At 53.9% G+C, this 16,215-nt stretch carries 11 protein-coding genes; 5 read left to right on the top strand and 6 right to left on the bottom strand.

The annotated features are described in order from the left end of the window. Positions 1-4: 4 nt before the first annotated feature. Complete coding sequence (gene eutS / locus SK35_RS06890) at positions 5-340, bottom strand: ethanolamine utilization microcompartment protein EutS (RefSeq protein WP_003037995.1); 336 nt, start codon at positions 338-340, stop codon at positions 5-7. A gap of 160 nt (positions 341-500) precedes the next feature. Further along, a complete protein-coding gene (gene maeB, locus SK35_RS06885; protein ID WP_003835063.1) occupies positions 501-2,780 on the bottom strand; it encodes an NADP-dependent oxaloacetate-decarboxylating malate dehydrogenase in 2,280 nt (759 codons plus the stop codon). A 280-nt stretch (positions 2,781-3,060) separates the two neighbouring features. On the opposite strand from maeB, the gene tkt reads away from it, so the two are divergent. Continuing rightward, complete coding sequence (tkt, locus tag SK35_RS06880) at positions 3,061-5,055, top strand: transketolase (RefSeq protein WP_048215803.1); 1,995 nt, start codon at positions 3,061-3,063, stop codon at positions 5,053-5,055. Here tkt and SK35_RS06875 read toward each other — a convergent pair. The 3 genes from SK35_RS06875 to aegA all read right to left on the bottom strand — a co-directional run bounded on the left by SK35_RS06875 (position 5,045) and on the right by aegA (position 8,923). Then, positions 5,045-6,088 carry a DUF1176 domain-containing protein gene (locus tag SK35_RS06875; RefSeq protein ID WP_048216399.1) on the bottom strand — a complete coding sequence of 348 codons (1,044 nt, stop codon included), beginning with the start codon at positions 6,086-6,088 and terminating at the stop codon, positions 5,045-5,047. The two genes, tkt and SK35_RS06875, sit on opposite strands and share 11 nt — an antisense overlap. Positions 6,089-6,211: 123 nt before the next feature. Further along, positions 6,212-6,787 carry a GDP-mannose pyrophosphatase NudK gene (nudK, locus tag SK35_RS06870; protein WP_008785426.1) on the bottom strand — a complete coding sequence of 192 codons (576 nt, stop codon included), beginning with the start codon at positions 6,785-6,787 and terminating at the stop codon, positions 6,212-6,214. A 156-nt stretch (positions 6,788-6,943) separates the two neighbouring features. Next, positions 6,944-8,923 (bottom strand): formate-dependent uric acid utilization protein AegA, encoded by a 1,980-nt coding sequence (gene aegA, locus SK35_RS06865; RefSeq protein WP_048215802.1) that lies wholly within the window; start codon positions 8,921-8,923, stop codon positions 6,944-6,946. Positions 8,924-9,183: 260 nt separating this feature from the next. Between aegA and narQ the strand changes: the two genes are divergently transcribed. Both narQ and acrD read left to right on the top strand, forming a co-directional pair. Continuing rightward, entirely contained in the window at positions 9,184-10,881 is a 1,698-nt protein-coding gene (gene narQ, locus SK35_RS06860; protein WP_048215801.1) for a nitrate/nitrite two-component system sensor histidine kinase NarQ, read from the top strand. Positions 10,882-11,065: 184 nt separating this feature from the next. Continuing rightward, positions 11,066-14,179, top strand: coding sequence for a multidrug efflux RND transporter permease AcrD (acrD, locus tag SK35_RS06855; RefSeq protein ID WP_048215800.1), 3,114 nt, complete (start codon positions 11,066-11,068; stop codon positions 14,177-14,179). 75 nt (positions 14,180-14,254) lie between these two features. On the opposite strand, the gene ypfM is transcribed toward acrD, so the two are convergent. Beyond that, a complete protein-coding gene (gene ypfM / locus SK35_RS06850) occupies positions 14,255-14,314 on the bottom strand; it encodes a protein YpfM (protein WP_001386977.1) in 60 nt (19 codons plus the stop codon). 389 nt (positions 14,315-14,703) lie between these two features. On the opposite strand from ypfM, the gene SK35_RS06845 reads away from it, so the two are divergent. Both SK35_RS06845 and dapE read left to right on the top strand, forming a co-directional pair. Continuing rightward, complete coding sequence (locus SK35_RS06845) at positions 14,704-15,060, top strand: ArsC family reductase (RefSeq protein ID WP_003835078.1); 357 nt, start codon at positions 14,704-14,706, stop codon at positions 15,058-15,060. 3 nt (positions 15,061-15,063) lie between these two features. Continuing rightward, complete coding sequence (dapE, locus tag SK35_RS06840; protein WP_048215799.1) at positions 15,064-16,191, top strand: succinyl-diaminopimelate desuccinylase; 1,128 nt, start codon at positions 15,064-15,066, stop codon at positions 16,189-16,191. The last annotated feature ends 24 nt before the right edge of the window (positions 16,192-16,215 follow it).

Genomic DNA, 16,215 nt, shown 5'->3' with positions numbered 1-16,215 from the left:
CTGATTAACTTTTTGTCAGGTTGCACAAAGTGAAATTTAATAATCGACCCAGACCGCTTACCGTCTGTAATAACGCTTCTTCTACTGCGCCTACCGAACCGTAGATCACCAGTGCGCCGCTGAATCTATCGAGAAAACCGATATGTACATCCGCCGCCTTCATGGCTAAGTCACCGGCAATCATCGCGGTTTCGCCTGGCGTCAGCGTCATGATGCCGATAGCGCCCGCTTCGGGAACGCCGATCTTTTTCGCTAATTCCTCGCCGGGGTGCGCAATGAGATGCGCCAGCGTGACCTGTTTCCCCGGCACAAATTCCTGAATAATGCGTTCTTTTTCCATTGCTCACCGCCTCCGCTAAAACTGCCCTCATCGTGGCAATTTTTTGTCAGAGTAAATAACAAAATTCGGCAACCAGGTTTAAAAGGTGAAGTAGATCACTAAGAAAGGGAAAATAAAAAGGCGCGGGAGAAACCCGCGCCGGAAATAAATTAAAGTGAAATTACAGCGGCTGCGTTTGGGCTTCTACAACCGCCAGCGCCACCATATTAACGATACGACGAACAGAGGCGATCGGCGTTAATACGTGAACCGGTTTCGCAACCCCCATCAGCACTGGGCCAACCGTAACGCCTTCAGAACTGGAAACGCGTAGTAAGTTGTAACTAATACGGGCCGCTTCCATATTTGGCATCACCAGAATATTCGCTGAGCCTTTCAACGGACTGTCCGGCATGCGGTCATTACGGATGCTTTCCACCAGCGCGGCGTCGCCGTGCATTTCGCCGTCAATCATCAACTCTGGCGCGCGCGCCTTAATCAGCTCCAGCGCGTCGCGCATTTTGCTGGCCGACGGACAGTTAGAGGAACCAAAGTTGGAGTGCGACAGCAACGCCACCTTCGGTTCGATACCAAAGCGACGCACGGTCTCTGCCGCCATCACGGCGATTTCCGCCAGTTGCTCAGGCGTAGGATCGTCGTTGACGTAGGTATCGGCGATAAAGGTGTTACCGCTTGGCAGCAGCAAGGCGTTCATCGCCCCGGCAGTATGCACGCCGTCGCGATGGCCAAATACCTCTTTTACCACACTGAAGTGCTCATGATAGTCGCCAATCGTACCGCAGATCATCGCATCCGCTTCGCCGCGCTGTACCATGATTGCGCCAATCACCGTAGTGTTGGCAATCACCGCACGCTGCGCCTGCTCCTGGGTAATCCCACGACGCTTCATAATCTGGTAGTACTCGCTCCAGTACTCTTTAAAGCGCGGATCGGACTCATTGTTGACGATTTCAAAATCGACGCCCGCTTTGATCTGCAGACCCAGTTTCTGGATACGCATTTCAATAACGCTTGGACGACCTATCAGGATCGGTTTTGCCAGCCCTAACGTGATCAGCTCCTGGGTAGCGTGCAGTACGCGCGCTTCTTCCCCTTCGGTCAGCACCACGCGCTTCGGCGCTTTGCGTGCCAGGGAGAAAATCGGCTTCATGAACAGGTTGGTTTTGTAGACGAATTCAGTCAGCTTATCGATGTAAGCGTCAAAGTCGGCAATCGGACGCGTTGCCACGCCGGAGTCCATCGCCGCTTTCGCCACCGCGGGGGCGATTTTGACGATCAGACGCGGGTCGAACGGTTTCGGAATGATGTATTCCGGGCCGAAGCTCAGGTCCTGATCGCCATAAGCAGAGGCCACCACTTCACTCTGCTCAGCATGCGCCAGCTCAGCAATCGCGTGCACCGCCGCCAGTTTCATCTCTTCGTTGATGGCCGTCGCACCAACGTCCAGCGCACCGCGGAAGATGAACGGGAAGCACAGGACGTTGTTAACCTGGTTCGGGTAGTCTGAACGACCGGTACAGATGATGGCGTCGGAACGCACCTCTTTTGCCAGCGGCGGCAGGATTTCCGGCTCCGGGTTGGCGAGTGCCAGAATCATTGGCGCACGCGCCATCTTCTTAACCATTTCCTGCGTCAGCACTTTCGGGCCCGAGCAGCCGAGGAAAATATCTGCGCCGTCAATGACATCATCCAGCGTACGCTTACCGTCATCCACCACCGCGTAAGCCGCTTTGGTTTCCGCCATGTTCGGTTCGCGGTCTTTGTAAATCACACCTTTGGAGTCACAGACCACAATATTGTGTTTCTGCATACCCAGCGCTACCAGCAGGTTCATACAGGCAATCGCCGCCGCACCTGCACCAGACACCACCATGCGCACGTCAGAGATATTTTTCTCAACCACCCGCAGACCGTTCAGAATAGCGGCTGTACTAATGATTGCCGTACCGTGCTGATCATCGTGGAAGACCGGAATATTCATGCGCTCGCGCAGTTTTTGCTCAATGTAGAAGCACTCCGGCGCTTTAATATCTTCGAGGTTGATACCGCCAAACGTGGGCTCCAGGGCCGCAACCACATTGATAAACTTATCCGGATCGAGTTCATCGACTTCAATGTCGAACACGTCGATCCCGGCGAATTTCTTAAACAGAACGCCTTTACCTTCCATCACCGGTTTGCCGGCCAACGCGCCAATGTTGCCGAGACCCAGCACCGCTGTGCCGTTGGAAATAACCGCAACCAGGTTGCCGCGCGCGGTATATTTGTAGGCTGCCAGCGGATCCTTTTCAATTTCAAGACACGGTGCAGCCACGCCCGGCGAGTAGGCCAGCGCCAGGTCGCGCTGCGTTGCCAGAGGCTTGGTCGGAGAAACCTGGATTTTACCGGGTACCGGAAATTCGTGGAAATCGAGGGCGCTTTGTTTTAACTGGTCATCCATCTTGTTGTTCCTTTCACGTATCTATCAAAAAAGTGGCGCGGGTAACCATTCTACTGAGCCGCACATTATCACCTCAGTCAACGGTACAAACTTTGAAGGTCCCCAAACTCTCACCATTCAAAGAAAGAATTTGTTATCAATTTATAACAACCATGTTACCTGCTTAATCCAGCAATACCATGCCTGTCTGCTATGCTTTTTGCTGACAACGCCCGCAATTTTCCCAAAAGTGTGAATCACAACACGCATCTAACACTTTACTTTTCAAGGAGTATTTCCTATGACCCGTAAAGAGCTTGCCAATGCCATTCGTGCGCTAAGTATGGATGCCGTCCAAAAAGCTAACTCCGGCCACCCTGGAGCACCAATGGGGATGGCCGATATCGCCGAAGTTCTGTGGAACGATTTTCTACGCCATAACCCGACCGATCCCACCTGGTACGATCGTGACCGGTTTATTCTGTCCAACGGCCACGCCTCAATGCTGCTTTACAGCCTGTTGCATCTTTCCGGTTACGACCTGCCGATCGAAGAATTAAAGAACTTCCGTCAGCTCCATTCGAAGACGCCAGGGCACCCGGAAATTGGCTACACGCCGGGCGTGGAAACCACGACAGGACCGCTGGGTCAGGGTTTAGCCAACGCCGTCGGTATGGCCATTGCCGAGCGTACGCTGGCAGCGCAGTTTAACCAGCCGGACCATGAGATTGTTAACCACTTTACCTGGGTCTTTATGGGCGACGGCTGTCTGATGGAGGGTATTTCACACGAGGCTTGTTCGCTGGCGGGCACGCTGGGGCTTGGCAAACTCATCGGCTTCTACGATCATAACGGCATCTCAATTGACGGTGAAACCGACGGCTGGTTTACCGACGATACTGCAAAACGCTTTGAGGCTTATCACTGGCATGTGGTGCACGACATTGACGGCCATGACCCAGAGGCGGTGAAAAAAGCCATTCAGGAAGCGCAGGCTGTTACCGATAAACCATCGCTGATTATCTGCCGCACGGTGATCGGTTTTGGATCACCAAATAAAGCAGGGAAAGAGGAAGCGCACGGCGCTGCGCTGGGCGAAGAAGAGGTGGCACTGACCCGGCAGAAGCTGGGGTGGCATCATCCTGCTTTTGAGATCCCCAAAGAGATTTACCGGGCGTGGGACGCACGCGAGAAAGGCGAAAAAGCGCAACAGGGCTGGAAGGAGAAATTCGCAGCTTACCAACAAGCCTACCCGGAACTGGCGGCAGAGTTTACTCGCCGGATGAGCGGTGGGCTGCCGGAAAAGTGGGAAGAAACAACCCAGAAATATATTACCGAGCTGCAGGCCAATCCGGCCAAAATCGCCACCCGCAAGGCCTCGCAAAATACCCTCAACGTTTACGGGCCTATACTGCCTGAGCTGCTTGGCGGATCGGCGGATTTGGCCCCCAGCAACCTGACCATCTGGAAAGGCTCTTCCTCTCTTAAAGAGGATCATGCAGGAAACTACATCCACTACGGCGTGCGGGAATTTGGCATGACCGCGATTGCCAACGGTATCGCCCATCACGGGGGCTTCGTTCCGTACACCGCTACGTTCCTGATGTTTGTCGAATATGCCCGAAATGCCGCGCGTATGGCGGCACTGATGAAAGCCCGACAAATCATGGTTTATACCCACGACTCGATTGGCCTGGGGGAAGATGGTCCTACGCACCAGGCCGTTGAACAGCTCGCTAGCCTGCGCCTGACGCCTAATTTCAGTACCTGGCGACCGTGCGATCAGGTTGAGGCGGCGGTAGGCTGGAAGCTGGCAGTCGAACGTCATGACGGGCCAACGGCGCTGATCCTCTCGCGGCAGAATCTGGCACAGGTTGAGCGCACGCCTGAGCAGGTGCAGCAAATTGCCCGCGGCGGCTATGTGCTGAAGGATGGCGGCGGTAAGCCGGATGTTATTTTGATTGCTACCGGTTCAGAAATGGAAATCACGCTGCTGGCAGCGGAAAAACTGACCGGAGAAGGTCGTAACGTGCGAGTGGTTTCTCTGCCCTCAACCGATATCTTCGACGCCCAGGATGAGGCGTACCGGGAATCGGTCCTGCCAGCAAACGTCAGCGCTCGCGTGGCGGTAGAAGCAGGAATTGCTGACTACTGGTACAAATATGTCGGGCTGAAAGGGGCAATTGTTGGGATGACGGGTTATGGAGAGTCGGCTCCAGCGGACAAATTGTTCCCGTTCTTCGGCTTTACGGTAGATAACATCGTCGACAAAGCGCACAAGGTGCTTAACGCGTGATCCACAGTGTGGGCCAGGCATCTGGCCCATGCCAGTTATCGCAGCTTGGCTCCTGGGCATAGCGCACCAGGCGAAAACTTTGACCGTCGTAGCGCCAGCGGGTCTGGATACCGCAATCTGCCAACCCTCGTCCTTTAGCGAGGGTGACCAGCTCCCGCGACTTCTCGTCAAACGTAGCGTTGGTCAGCTCCATATCGCGACTTTCTGCATCCGTTTTAAACGGCAGGCTTAACCGTACCGCGCGTGAAGTCAACGGAGTCGTACGTGAAACCAGCCACGCCAGATCGATGGTGTTATACGCCCCGGCCTCACAACCAATCATCAGCAGCGCTTTATCATCCGTTAGGGCCGTGACGCGCATCTCGCGACGCAGCGGATCGATAGAGCAGCGAATACCGTTGATCCGCCAGTTACCATAGTCCAGCAGTTCACTGCGCTCCTGCTGCGTGAGAGGCGTTGGCGTTGGATTAATGACCGCTACACCTTTCAGCGCGGGGGCCGGAGGTACGCTGAGCGGAGGCTCGTCACCTTTTTCAATCCATGCAGTTTCGCTCCCCACCCGTTTTTGCTGGGCGTCGATAAACAACAACGCGGCTTTTAGCCCGGCCAGCGAAAGGTTTTGCGCACCTTTTTGCAGGGTAATCGCCTTCGCGTCCTGTACGGTTTGTAAAAATGCGCTGATGGTGGCGGGATCATCGGTCGTCAGCTGCCAGGGAGTTATGCGCCAGTGCTCGCCGCTCAGCGAGAGTGGCGCACCATCCAACAGCAGACGCGGCGCAATATCACTCTCTTTGACGCTGGACGATTCCAGCCCGCCCAGCTCAATACGCAACACGGCGTCAGTATGTGCCCCAGCGCTGCGGCTCAAGGTCATGACCAGGCCGTGGTGCTCACCGGTATTACGCGCCACGCAAAAATTTTGGTTATTACACGTTACCTGCCAGTCAGAAAACGCCTGTTGCGCGGGCGCAGCCCACAGCAATCGGGCGGGTAGCAACCCGAGCAGGAAAAGGAGAATAACGCGATAGCGCATGGACGGTACAACCCCGAAGTCAAAACACACAGCCTAAGCGGTATCTTCCTTGCGCGACTGATGTGGCTCAATAAGAATCGTCGGATTGGCCGTAAATTTGTAAAGAAATATAAATCCCGCGCATTAGTCCATGAGATGCGATGACTGCAAATAGTTCAGCAATAGCACCGTTTTACCGTCACGGATCTCACCCGTTTTGATCATTTCCAGCGCCTGTGTGAACGGCAGTTCCAGAACTTCAATATCTTCATCTTCCACGCCGCCCCCCGCGTTTGTCCGCTGACTGTCACGGTATTGCGCGATGAAGAAGTGGATTATTTCCGTCACACCGCCCGGCGACATGTATAGCTCAAACAGTTTACGTACTTCACCCACTTCAAAGCCGGTCTCTTCAATCGCCTCTTTTCGAATACATGCTTCCGGTTCGTCGTTATCCAGCAGCCCGGCGCAGGTTTCAATCAGTTGACCGTCTTCGTTACCGTTGACCCATGTCGCAACGCGAAACTGGCGGATGAGCACCACCGTTTTCTTCTCCGGGTTATACAGCAGGATTGTGGCGCCGTTACCACGATCGTAAACCTCACGTTTGTGACGGATCACCTCTCCATTCTTACGGGTCAGGTCATAAGTGATATTGCGCAGGACGAAGTAGTTATCGGAGAGGACTTTATCTTTGATGAGGGTAATTTTTTGCGACATACCGGCTCCACAGCAAGAAGTGAGAAATAATACTACGCCGTGAAACCGGGTTTGTCTTGGAACAATGTAGGCCTGATAAGCAAAGCGCCATCAGGCATGCATGCGGCACATTGCCGGATGGCAACGCTAACGCGTTTTATCCGGCCTACTCGCCGATTAATGAGATTTGACTGATTTTACGCCCAGCCAGTCGACGATCCCCTGGGCGGCGTGCCGCCCTTCCGCCATGGCCGTCACCACCAGGTCTGCACCGCGTACCGCATCGCCACCGGCAAAGATTTTCGGGTTACTGGTTTGATAACGGTATGCACTTTCAACATCGGCGGCAATGCGCCCCCAGTTATCGACCTTAACGCCATGCGACTCCAGCCACGGCATGCCGTGTGGGTGAAAACCAAACGCCATAATCACCGCATCTGCGGGCATGACAAACTCACTCCCGGCAATGGGAACCGGGCGACGACGGCCCTGCGCATCAGGTTCGCCAAGTTGGGTACGTAAGAAACGCACACCGCTGACTCGCCCATCGGCATGCAACACCAGCTCAACCGGCTGAACGTTAAACTCGAAATTTGCCCCCTCTTCCCGGGCGTTCTTCACCTCTTTTTTCGAGCCGGGCATGTTGGCTTCATCACGACGATAGGCGCAGGTCACCTGGCTTGCGCCATGACGCAGGGCGGTTCGCACACAGTCCATTGCCGTATCGCCTCCGCCCAGCACAACCACGTTTAGTCCGGCGGTGTCGATAAACGGTTCTTCAGGCAGTTCCTCCAGCCCCATCACCTGCTTGGTGTTGGCAATCAGGAACGGCAGCGCATCATACACGCCTGGCGCGTCTTCATTTGGCAGGTCCGCCTTCATGGAACGATAGGTTCCTACGCCCACGAACACGGCATCGTAATCCTCCAGCAGCTTTTCAAGCGCGACATCCTTACCCACTTCACAGTTAAGTTCAAAATGAATACCCATGGCGCTGAAGATTTCACGGCGGCGCGCCAGCAGCGATTTGTCCAGCTTGAAGGCCGGAATACCGAACGTCAGCAAACCGCCAATTTCGGGATGGCGATCGTAGACGGTGGCGCTGATACCGCTGCGCGCCAGCACATCCGCACAGGCCAGACCCGCCGGACCCGCACCGATGATGGCAACACGTTTGTCCACTTTCTGCACATGGCTTAAGTCCGGTCGCCATCCTTTACTCAGCGCCCGATCGGAGATGTAACGCTCAATATTACCGATGGTGACTGCGCCATGCTCGCTACGCACCGTGCATGCCCCTTCGCAGAGTCGATCCTGCGGGCATACACGTCCGGTCACCTCCGGCAGGCAGTTGGTCTGGTGAGAAAGCTCAACCGCCGCGTCGATATTCCCGGCTTTGACCAGTTCAATCCACTGCGGAATGTGGTTATGCAGTGGACAGGTCCATTCGCAAATACTGTGGTCGCCGCATTTGAGGCAGCGAGAGGCCTCGCGCTCCGCCTGCGCCGTACGAAACGGCAGATAGATCTCTTCAAAGCTGGTTTTCCGGGCCTCAATCGCCAGTTTATCCGGCTCCCCGCGCGCAGGCGTCGCCTGCATTTGCTCACGTTTAGTGATGACATGTGGAACAAAATCGGTAGTGCTGGCATGCCATGGCTGGCTTTCCAGACTTGCGGTACGCAGCCTGCGCGCTTTTGACAGACCGGTAAGCGAATTTTCCGTCACCAGCTGTAACGCCTGCGCCGGACAGTTTTCTACGCAGGCGGGTCCCTGTTCACGCCCCTGGCACAGATCGCATTTGTGCGCGGTAGCTTTCACCTTCCCTTTGGCGACGGGAGTGAGTACGATCTGCATCGTGCCGAAAGGACAGGCTACAACGCACGATTTACAGCCAATACACTTTTGCGGGTTCACCTGAACGCTGTCGTTATCATGGCTAATTGCCCCGTTTGGGCAGCTTCTGGCGCAGGGTGCATCTTCGCAGTGGTGGCAGGTCACCGCGCTGCGCTGCTGCTGATGCTTAATGACGGTAATTCGGGGCTGAAAATGCCGTTGGTTCAGGACATGCTGTTCGCCATTGTGAGCCATGACGCAGGCGACCTCACAGGCATGGCATCCCAGGCACTGCTGGCTATTGACCATAATAAAACGATTCATGGCTTCCTTCTTTTTTGGTTGCAAAAACCTTATTCTTTATAAGAGTGTTATTAACCGACACGGAAGGAAGCGGCAATGTTCATTTGCCCAGGAAGCACAACTATTTATCCAGAACCTGTGGCAGATCAATTTATTTCATCGCATATGAAATTGTGTTTCAGTTACCATCCAGTTTCATGGCGTTTTATTAACATTTATCAAATACACCGCATCGTTCACGCTGTTTTCAGGCGCGACGTGTATTGTGTGAGGATGCACAAGTGACGGTAAAGCGTCCGGTTTCGGCCAGTCTGGCTAAAGCTTTTTTCTACATAGTGCTGCTGTCAATTCTCTCAACGGGTATTGCGCTGCTCACGCTGACCAGCAGCTTGCGAGATGCCGAAGCCATCAACGTTGCTGGCTCATTGCGCATGCAAAGCTACCGTCTGGGTTACGATCTACAAAGCCAGAGCCCGCAGCTTAACGCCCACCGCCAGCTTTTCCAGCAGGCGCTAAACTCGCCAGCACTACAGAATCTGAACGCGTGGTATGTGCCACAAGCGGTAAAAAGCCGCTATGGACGTCTGCATGCTAACTGGCTGGAAATGAACGCCCGCCTGATCGACGGCGATTTAAAATGGTACCAGGCCAACATCAACAACTACGTCGATCAGATCGATCTCTTCGTGCTGGCGTTGCAGCATTATGCCGAACGCAAAGTGATGCTGGTATTTGGCATCTCGCTGGCGGGCGGGATAGGCATATTCACCCTCGTCTTCTTTACCCTGCGGCGCATTCGCCAGCAGGTGGTGCGTCCACTGAATAAACTGGTGATGGCCAGTCAGCAAATTGAACACGGTCAGTTTGATATCCCACCGCTGGATACCGGTTTGCCCAATGAACTGGGATTGCTGGGCAAAACGTTTAGCCAGATGTCGAGTGAATTACACAAGCTGTACCGCTCGCTAGAAGCCTCGGTCGCAGAGAAAACCCACGATCTCCACGAAGCCAATCGCCGTCTGGAGGTGTTGTATCAGTGCTCCCAAGCGTTAAATACCAGCCAGATTGACGTGCACTGCTTCCGCCATATTTTACAGATCGTCCGCGAACATGACGCCGCGTATTTCCTTGAGCTCACCGTCGGTGATAACTGGCGGATTAGCGAAGGGACTAAAAGCCTCGAGCTGCCAATGCAAATCCTGCCAGTCACCATGCAGGAAACCGTCTACGGCGAACTGCACTGGCAAAGTCCAAACGTCAACGCTTCTACTCCGCTGCTCAACAGCGTCTCCTCGATGCTGGGACGCGGGTTGTACTTCAACCAGGCGCAAAAACATTTTCAGCAGCTGTTGTTAATGGAAGAGCGCGCGACCATTGCACGCGAGCTGCACGACTCGCTGGCGCAGGTGCTCTCTTATTTACGCATTCAGCTCACGCTGCTGAAGCGCTCGATTCCAGAGGATAACGCTCCGGCGCAAAGCATTATGGCGGATTTCTCTCAGGCGCTGAATGATGCCTATCGTCAATTGCGCGAGCTGCTGACCACCTTCCGTCTGACCTTACAGCAGGCCGATTTACCCTCCGCCCTGCATGAAATGCTGGAAACACTGCAAAATCAGACCTCAGCTAAACTCACACTCGATTGTCGGTTGCCTACGCTTGCGCTGGATGCGCAAATGCAGGTGCATCTGTTGCAGATCATCCGCGAAGCGGTGCTGAACGCCATTAAGCATGCCAGTGCGAGCGAAATTGCTGTCAGTTGCGTAACGGCTCCGGACGGCAACCACACGGTTTATATCCGCGATAACGGCATCGGCATTGGCGAGCCGCATGAGCCTACAGGGCACTATGGACTAAATATTATGCGTGAGCGGGCGGAAAGACTAAGCGGCACGTTGACCTTCTCTCAACCTTCTGGAGGGGGAACGTTGGTGAGCATCAGTTTTCGTTCGGCTGAATCAGACAGTGAGCTAACGTAAAGAACCGCAAAGCGCCGTCGGGTCTGGATCCAGGCCTGACGGCGTTGGCACGAAAGGTATGCTGTAAACGGGCATGATAATTTACATTATCTTCTTTTTTTCTCCACGTTTGACCCGTACCTTGCCGCTAAAGTGAAGCAAGCCATACCCATAACGATACGCAGAAACACGAGGTCCTCTTTTAATGGCGAATTTTTTCATCGATCGCCCCATTTTTGCCTGGGTGTTAGCTATCCTGTTGTGCCTGACAGGAGCCCTGGCTATTTTTTCACTGCCCGTTGAACAATATCCCGATCTGGCACCGCCAAACGTGCGGGTCACCGCCAACTATCCTGGCGCCTCGGCTCAGACTCTGGAAAACACCGTCACCCAGGTTATCGAGCAGAACATGACCGGTCTCGATAACCTGATGTACATGTCATCGCAGAGCAGCGGGACAGGTCAGGCTACGGTTACGTTGAGCTTTGTTGCCGGAACCGATCCTGACGAGGCAGTCCAGCAGGTGCAAAACCAGCTGCAATCGGCAATGCGTAAACTGCCGCAGGCGGTACAGGATCAGGGAGTTACGGTGCGTAAGACCGGGGACACCAATATTCTGACTATCGCCTTTGTCTCCACCGATGGCTCAATGGATAAGCAGGACATCGCCGACTACGTCGCCAGTAACATTCAGGATCCGCTCAGCCGTATTAACGGCGTGGGGGATATTGACGCTTACGGCTCACAGTACTCCATGCGTATCTGGCTTGACCCGGCCAAACTGAACAGTTTCCAGATGACCGCTAAAGATGTGACCGATGCTATCGAGTCACAGAATGCGCAGATTGCCGTCGGACAACTTGGCGGTACGCCTTCGGTGGACAAGCAGGCGCTGAACGCGACGATCAACGCCCAGTCGCTACTGCAGACTCCGGATGAATTCCGCGCCATTACGCTACGCGTCAACCAGGATGGTTCAGAAGTTAAACTGGGCGATGTGGCAACGGTCGAAATGGGGGCTGAAAAGTATGATTATCTCAGCCGCTTTAATGGAAATCCTGCCTCTGGCCTGGGCGTGAAGCTGGCTTCAGGCGCCAATGAAATGGCGACAGCAACGCTGGTCATTAACCGTCTGAACGAGCTGTCACAATATTTTCCGCACGGGCTGGAATATAAGGTGGCGTATGAAACCACCTCCTTTGTTAAAGCCTCAATCATCGACGTGGTAAAAACCCTGCTGGAAGCTATTGCACTGGTATTCCTCGTGATGTACCTGTTCCTGCAAAACTTCCGCGCCACGCTGATTCCCACCATCGCCGTTCCCGTCGTCCTGATGGGTACCTTCTCCGTGCTTTACGCCTTTGGCTATAGCGTTAACACCTTGACGATGTTTGCGATGGTGCTGGCGATCGGTCTGCTGGTCGATGACGCCATTGTGGTTGTGGAAAACGTCGAGCGTATTATGAGTGAGGAAGGACTCTCACCGCGGGAAGCGACACGGAAATCGATGGGACAAATCCAGGGTGCGCTGGTCGGTATCGCCATGGTGCTGTCAGCGGTGTTTATCCCGATGGCCTTCTTCGGCGGCACTACCGGGGCTATTTACCGCCAGTTCTCGATTACTATTGTTTCCGCGATGGTGCTGTCTGTTCTGGTGGCGATGATCCTGACCCCCGCTCTGTGCGCCACCCTGCTCAAACCGCTGCATAAGGGCGAGCATCACGGACAAACCGGTTTCTTCGGCTGGTTTAACCGGATGTTTAATCGCAACGCCGAGCGCTACGAAAAAGGCGTCGCCAGAATTCTGCACCGCAGCCTGCGCTGGATACTGATCTACGGCCTGCTGCTCGGCGGAATGGTTTTCCTGTTCCTGCGCCTGCCAACCTCCTTCCTGCCACTGGAAGACCGCGGCATGTTTACCACCTCGGTACAGTTGCCCAGCGGCTCCACACAGCAGCAAACATTGAAAGTGGTTGAGGAAGTGGAGAAGTATTACTTCACCCATGAGAAAGACAACATTATGTCAGTCTTTTCCACGGTCGGTTCTGGCCCTGGCGGGAACGGTCAAAACGTGGCACGTATGTTTGTCCGCTTAAAAGACTGGGATGAGCGCGACACCACTACCGGGACCTCTTTCGCCATCATCGAACGTGCGACCAAAGCCTTTAATAAGATTAAAGAAGCCCGCGTCTTCGCCAGCAGCCCTCCGGCTATCAGCGGCCTCGGAAGCTCTGCCGGTTTCGATATGGAGCTGCAGGATCACGCCGGTGCGGGCCATGATGCGTTAATGGCCGCGCGCGACAAACTCATTGAGCTGGCAGGGAAAGACACGTCCCTGACCCGCGTTCGTCATAACGGTCTGGACGACAGCCCACAGTTGCAAATTGATATCGATCAGCGCAAAGCCCAGGCGCTGGGCGTTTCCATCGACGACATCAACGACACATTGCAAACGGCCTGGGGTTCCAGCTACGTCAATGACTTTATGGACCGGGGTCGCGTGAAGAAGGTTTACGTGCAGGCGGCAGCAAAATATCGCATGCTCCCGGACGACATTAACTTGTGGTACGTCCGCAATAACAACGGTGGCATGGTGCCTTTCTCGGCCTTTGCGACTTCACGCTGGGAAACCGGTTCACCACGTCTGGAGCGCTATAACGGCTACTCCGCGGTCGAGATTGTCGGCGAAGCCGCGCCTGGCGTCAGTACCGGTACGGCAATGGACATAATGGAATCGCTGGTGCGCCAGTTACCGACAGGGTTTGGCCTCGAATGGACTGCGATGTCTTATCAGGAACGGCTATCTGGCTCTCAGGCCCCTGCCCTGTACGCCATTTCTCTGCTGGTCGTGTTCCTGTGTCTGGCGGCACTGTACGAAAGCTGGTCGGTACCCTTCTCCGTCATGTTGGTCGTGCCGTTGGGGGTCATTGGTGCGCTACTGGCGACCTGGATGCGCGGCCTGGAAAACGATGTGTATTTCCAGGTCGGGTTACTTACCGTTATCGGGCTATCGGCGAAGAACGCAATATTGATTGTTGAATTCGCCAATGAGATGAACGAGAAAGGACACGATCTGCTCGACGCCACGCTCCATGCTTGTCGCCAACGTTTACGCCCAATTCTGATGACGTCACTGGCGTTTATCTTCGGGGTGCTGCCGATGACCATCAGCAGTGGCGCTGGCTCCGGCGGTCAACATGCGGTGGGGACTGGCGTAATGGGCGGGATGATTTCAGCCACTATCCTGGCGATTTACTTCGTTCCCCTGTTCTTTGTGCTGGTGCGCAGACGCTTCCCATTGAAGCCACGCCCAGAATAATCGGACACAAAAAAGGCGACTTACGTTGAGTCGCCTTTTTTTATCCTTTACAGGACATGAATTTCTTCCAGAAAATTATTTACGAAGCATCACTTCGATAAAATCTTTCCAGTTCCCCAGTTCACGTTCAATCATAACAACCTCTCTTATTATTATGGGCATTCTACGAAATCATCATCATTAAAAGAAGGCAATTTAACCGATGGTTGCGATTGATTCCTCCAGTGTTTGGGGTTTATGTGATCACTATGCGCTATACCCATAAATTTTATGTGACTTACTGCAATATTTTGAAATATTCATACATCATCTACTACTTTTGCAATTCTGATGGAAAAACAGGCTGATGCAAACAGGCAGATTCTGATTTCTAGTTATACGGTATTTTTTGGAGCTTTCAGGAATCATTATTCACTGTTGTTCAACAATGTTATATTTTTCTATAACGATTGAATGACAATATGTATTATTCATTGCCACAGAATAAAAGAATAAATATTCAAGTTACGTCAATAAGGATTCAAATGATCACCCTTTACGGCATTAAGAATTGCGACACGATTAAAAAAGCCAGACGCTGGTTGGAGGCTCAAGGTATTGACTACCGCTTTCATGATTATCGCGTCGACGGTCTGGACAACACGCTATTACAGTCCTTTATCAGCGAATTAGGTTGGGAGGCGCTGCTCAATACGCGTGGAACCACCTGGCGTAAACTCGATGAATCTACGCGCAGTCAAATCACCGATGCGGCTTCCGCCGCCGCGTTGATGATTGAAATGCCAGCAATTATCAAACGCCCATTGCTCTGCGCGCCGGGTAAGCCTATGCTGCTTGGTTTCAGTGAATCCAGTTATACTCTGTTTTTTAATGAGGTGTAGTCTATGTCGTGCCCGGTCATTGAGCTGACACAGCAGCTTATTCGCCGTCCTTCCCTGAGCCCGGATGATGCCGGGTGCCAGGCGTTAATGATTGAACGCCTGCGCGCGGTAGGTTTTACCGTTGAGCGAATGGACTTTGGTGACACACAGAATTTTTGGGCATGGCGCGGTAAAGGTGAGACCCTGGCATTTGCCGGTCACACCGACGTAGTGCCTGCCGGCGATGTCGACCGCTGGATCAATCCACCGTTCGAACCGACCATTCGCGATGGCATGTTGTTCGGGCGTGGCGCTGCCGATATGAAGGGTTCACTGGCGGCGATGGTCGTGGCCGCAGAACGTTTTGTCGCCCAGCATCCAAACCATCAGGGTCGTCTGGCCTTTTTGATAACGTCTGACGAAGAAGCCAGCGCCAAAAACGGCACCGTGAAGGTGGTTGAAGCGCTGATGTCGCGTAATGAACGACTGGATTATTGCCTGGTGGGTGAGCCATCCAGCACGGAAATCGTTGGCGACGTGGTGAAAAATGGACGTCGTGGTTCACTGACCTGCAACCTGACCATTCACGGCGTGCAGGGCCACGTAGCCTATCCGCATCTGGCCGATAACCCGGTACACCGCGCGGCCCCCATGCTCAACGAACTGGTGGCGATCGAGTGGGATCAGGGTAACGAATTCTTCCCGGCGACCAGCATGCAGATTGCCAATATCCAGGCTGGAACCGGAAGCAACAACGTTATCCCTGGAGAACTGTTTATCCAGTTCAACTTCCGTTTCAGCACTGAGCTGACCGATGAGATGATTAAAGCACGGGTTCACGCGCTGCTGGAGAAACATCAGCTGCGTTATACCGTCGACTGGTGGCTTTCCGGTCAGCCGTTCCTGACCGAACGCGGTAAACTGGTGGATGCAGTGGTGAACGCCATTGAGCACTATAATGAGATTAAACCGCAGTTACTGACTACAGGCGGGACGTCCGACGGGCGTTTTATTGCCCGCATGGGGGCGCAGGTAGTAGAACTTGGGCCGGTCAACGCCACTATTCATAAAATTAATGAATGTGTTAATGCCGCCGACCTGCAGCTGCTTGCCCGTATGTATCAACGTATCATGGAGCAACTCGTCGCCTGATGAGTGTTCCTGTAAGAGGAAATG

The organism is Citrobacter sp. MGH105 (assembly GCF_001037485.2).
In the GTDB taxonomy this organism is placed as follows: Bacteria; Pseudomonadota; Gammaproteobacteria; order Enterobacterales; family Enterobacteriaceae; genus Citrobacter; species Citrobacter portucalensis.
The sequence above is the reverse complement of the archived record's forward strand: the minus strand, read 5'-3'. Positions and strand labels throughout refer to the sequence as shown.

What these genes read in the sequence shown, in the direction of transcription:
- eutS (WP_003037995.1), bottom strand. Translation starts at nt 340, where the DNA reads ATGGAAAAAGAACGCATTATTCAGGAATTTGTGCCGGGGAAACAGGTC.
- maeB (WP_003835063.1), bottom strand. Translation starts at nt 2,780, where the DNA reads ATGGATGACCAGTTAAAACAAAGCGCCCTCGATTTCCACGAATTTCCG.
- tkt (WP_048215803.1), top strand. Translation starts at nt 3,061, where the DNA reads ATGACCCGTAAAGAGCTTGCCAATGCCATTCGTGCGCTAAGTATGGAT.
- SK35_RS06875 (WP_048216399.1), bottom strand. Translation starts at nt 6,088, where the DNA reads ATGCGCTATCGCGTTATTCTCCTTTTCCTGCTCGGGTTGCTACCCGCC.
- nudK (WP_008785426.1), bottom strand. Translation starts at nt 6,787, where the DNA reads ATGTCGCAAAAAATTACCCTCATCAAAGATAAAGTCCTCTCCGATAAC.
- aegA (WP_048215802.1), bottom strand. Translation starts at nt 8,923, where the DNA reads ATGAATCGTTTTATTATGGTCAATAGCCAGCAGTGCCTGGGATGCCAT.
- acrD (WP_048215800.1), top strand. Translation starts at nt 11,066, where the DNA reads ATGGCGAATTTTTTCATCGATCGCCCCATTTTTGCCTGGGTGTTAGCT.
- SK35_RS06845 (WP_003835078.1), top strand. Translation starts at nt 14,704, where the DNA reads ATGATCACCCTTTACGGCATTAAGAATTGCGACACGATTAAAAAAGCC.
- dapE (WP_048215799.1), top strand. Translation starts at nt 15,064, where the DNA reads ATGTCGTGCCCGGTCATTGAGCTGACACAGCAGCTTATTCGCCGTCCT.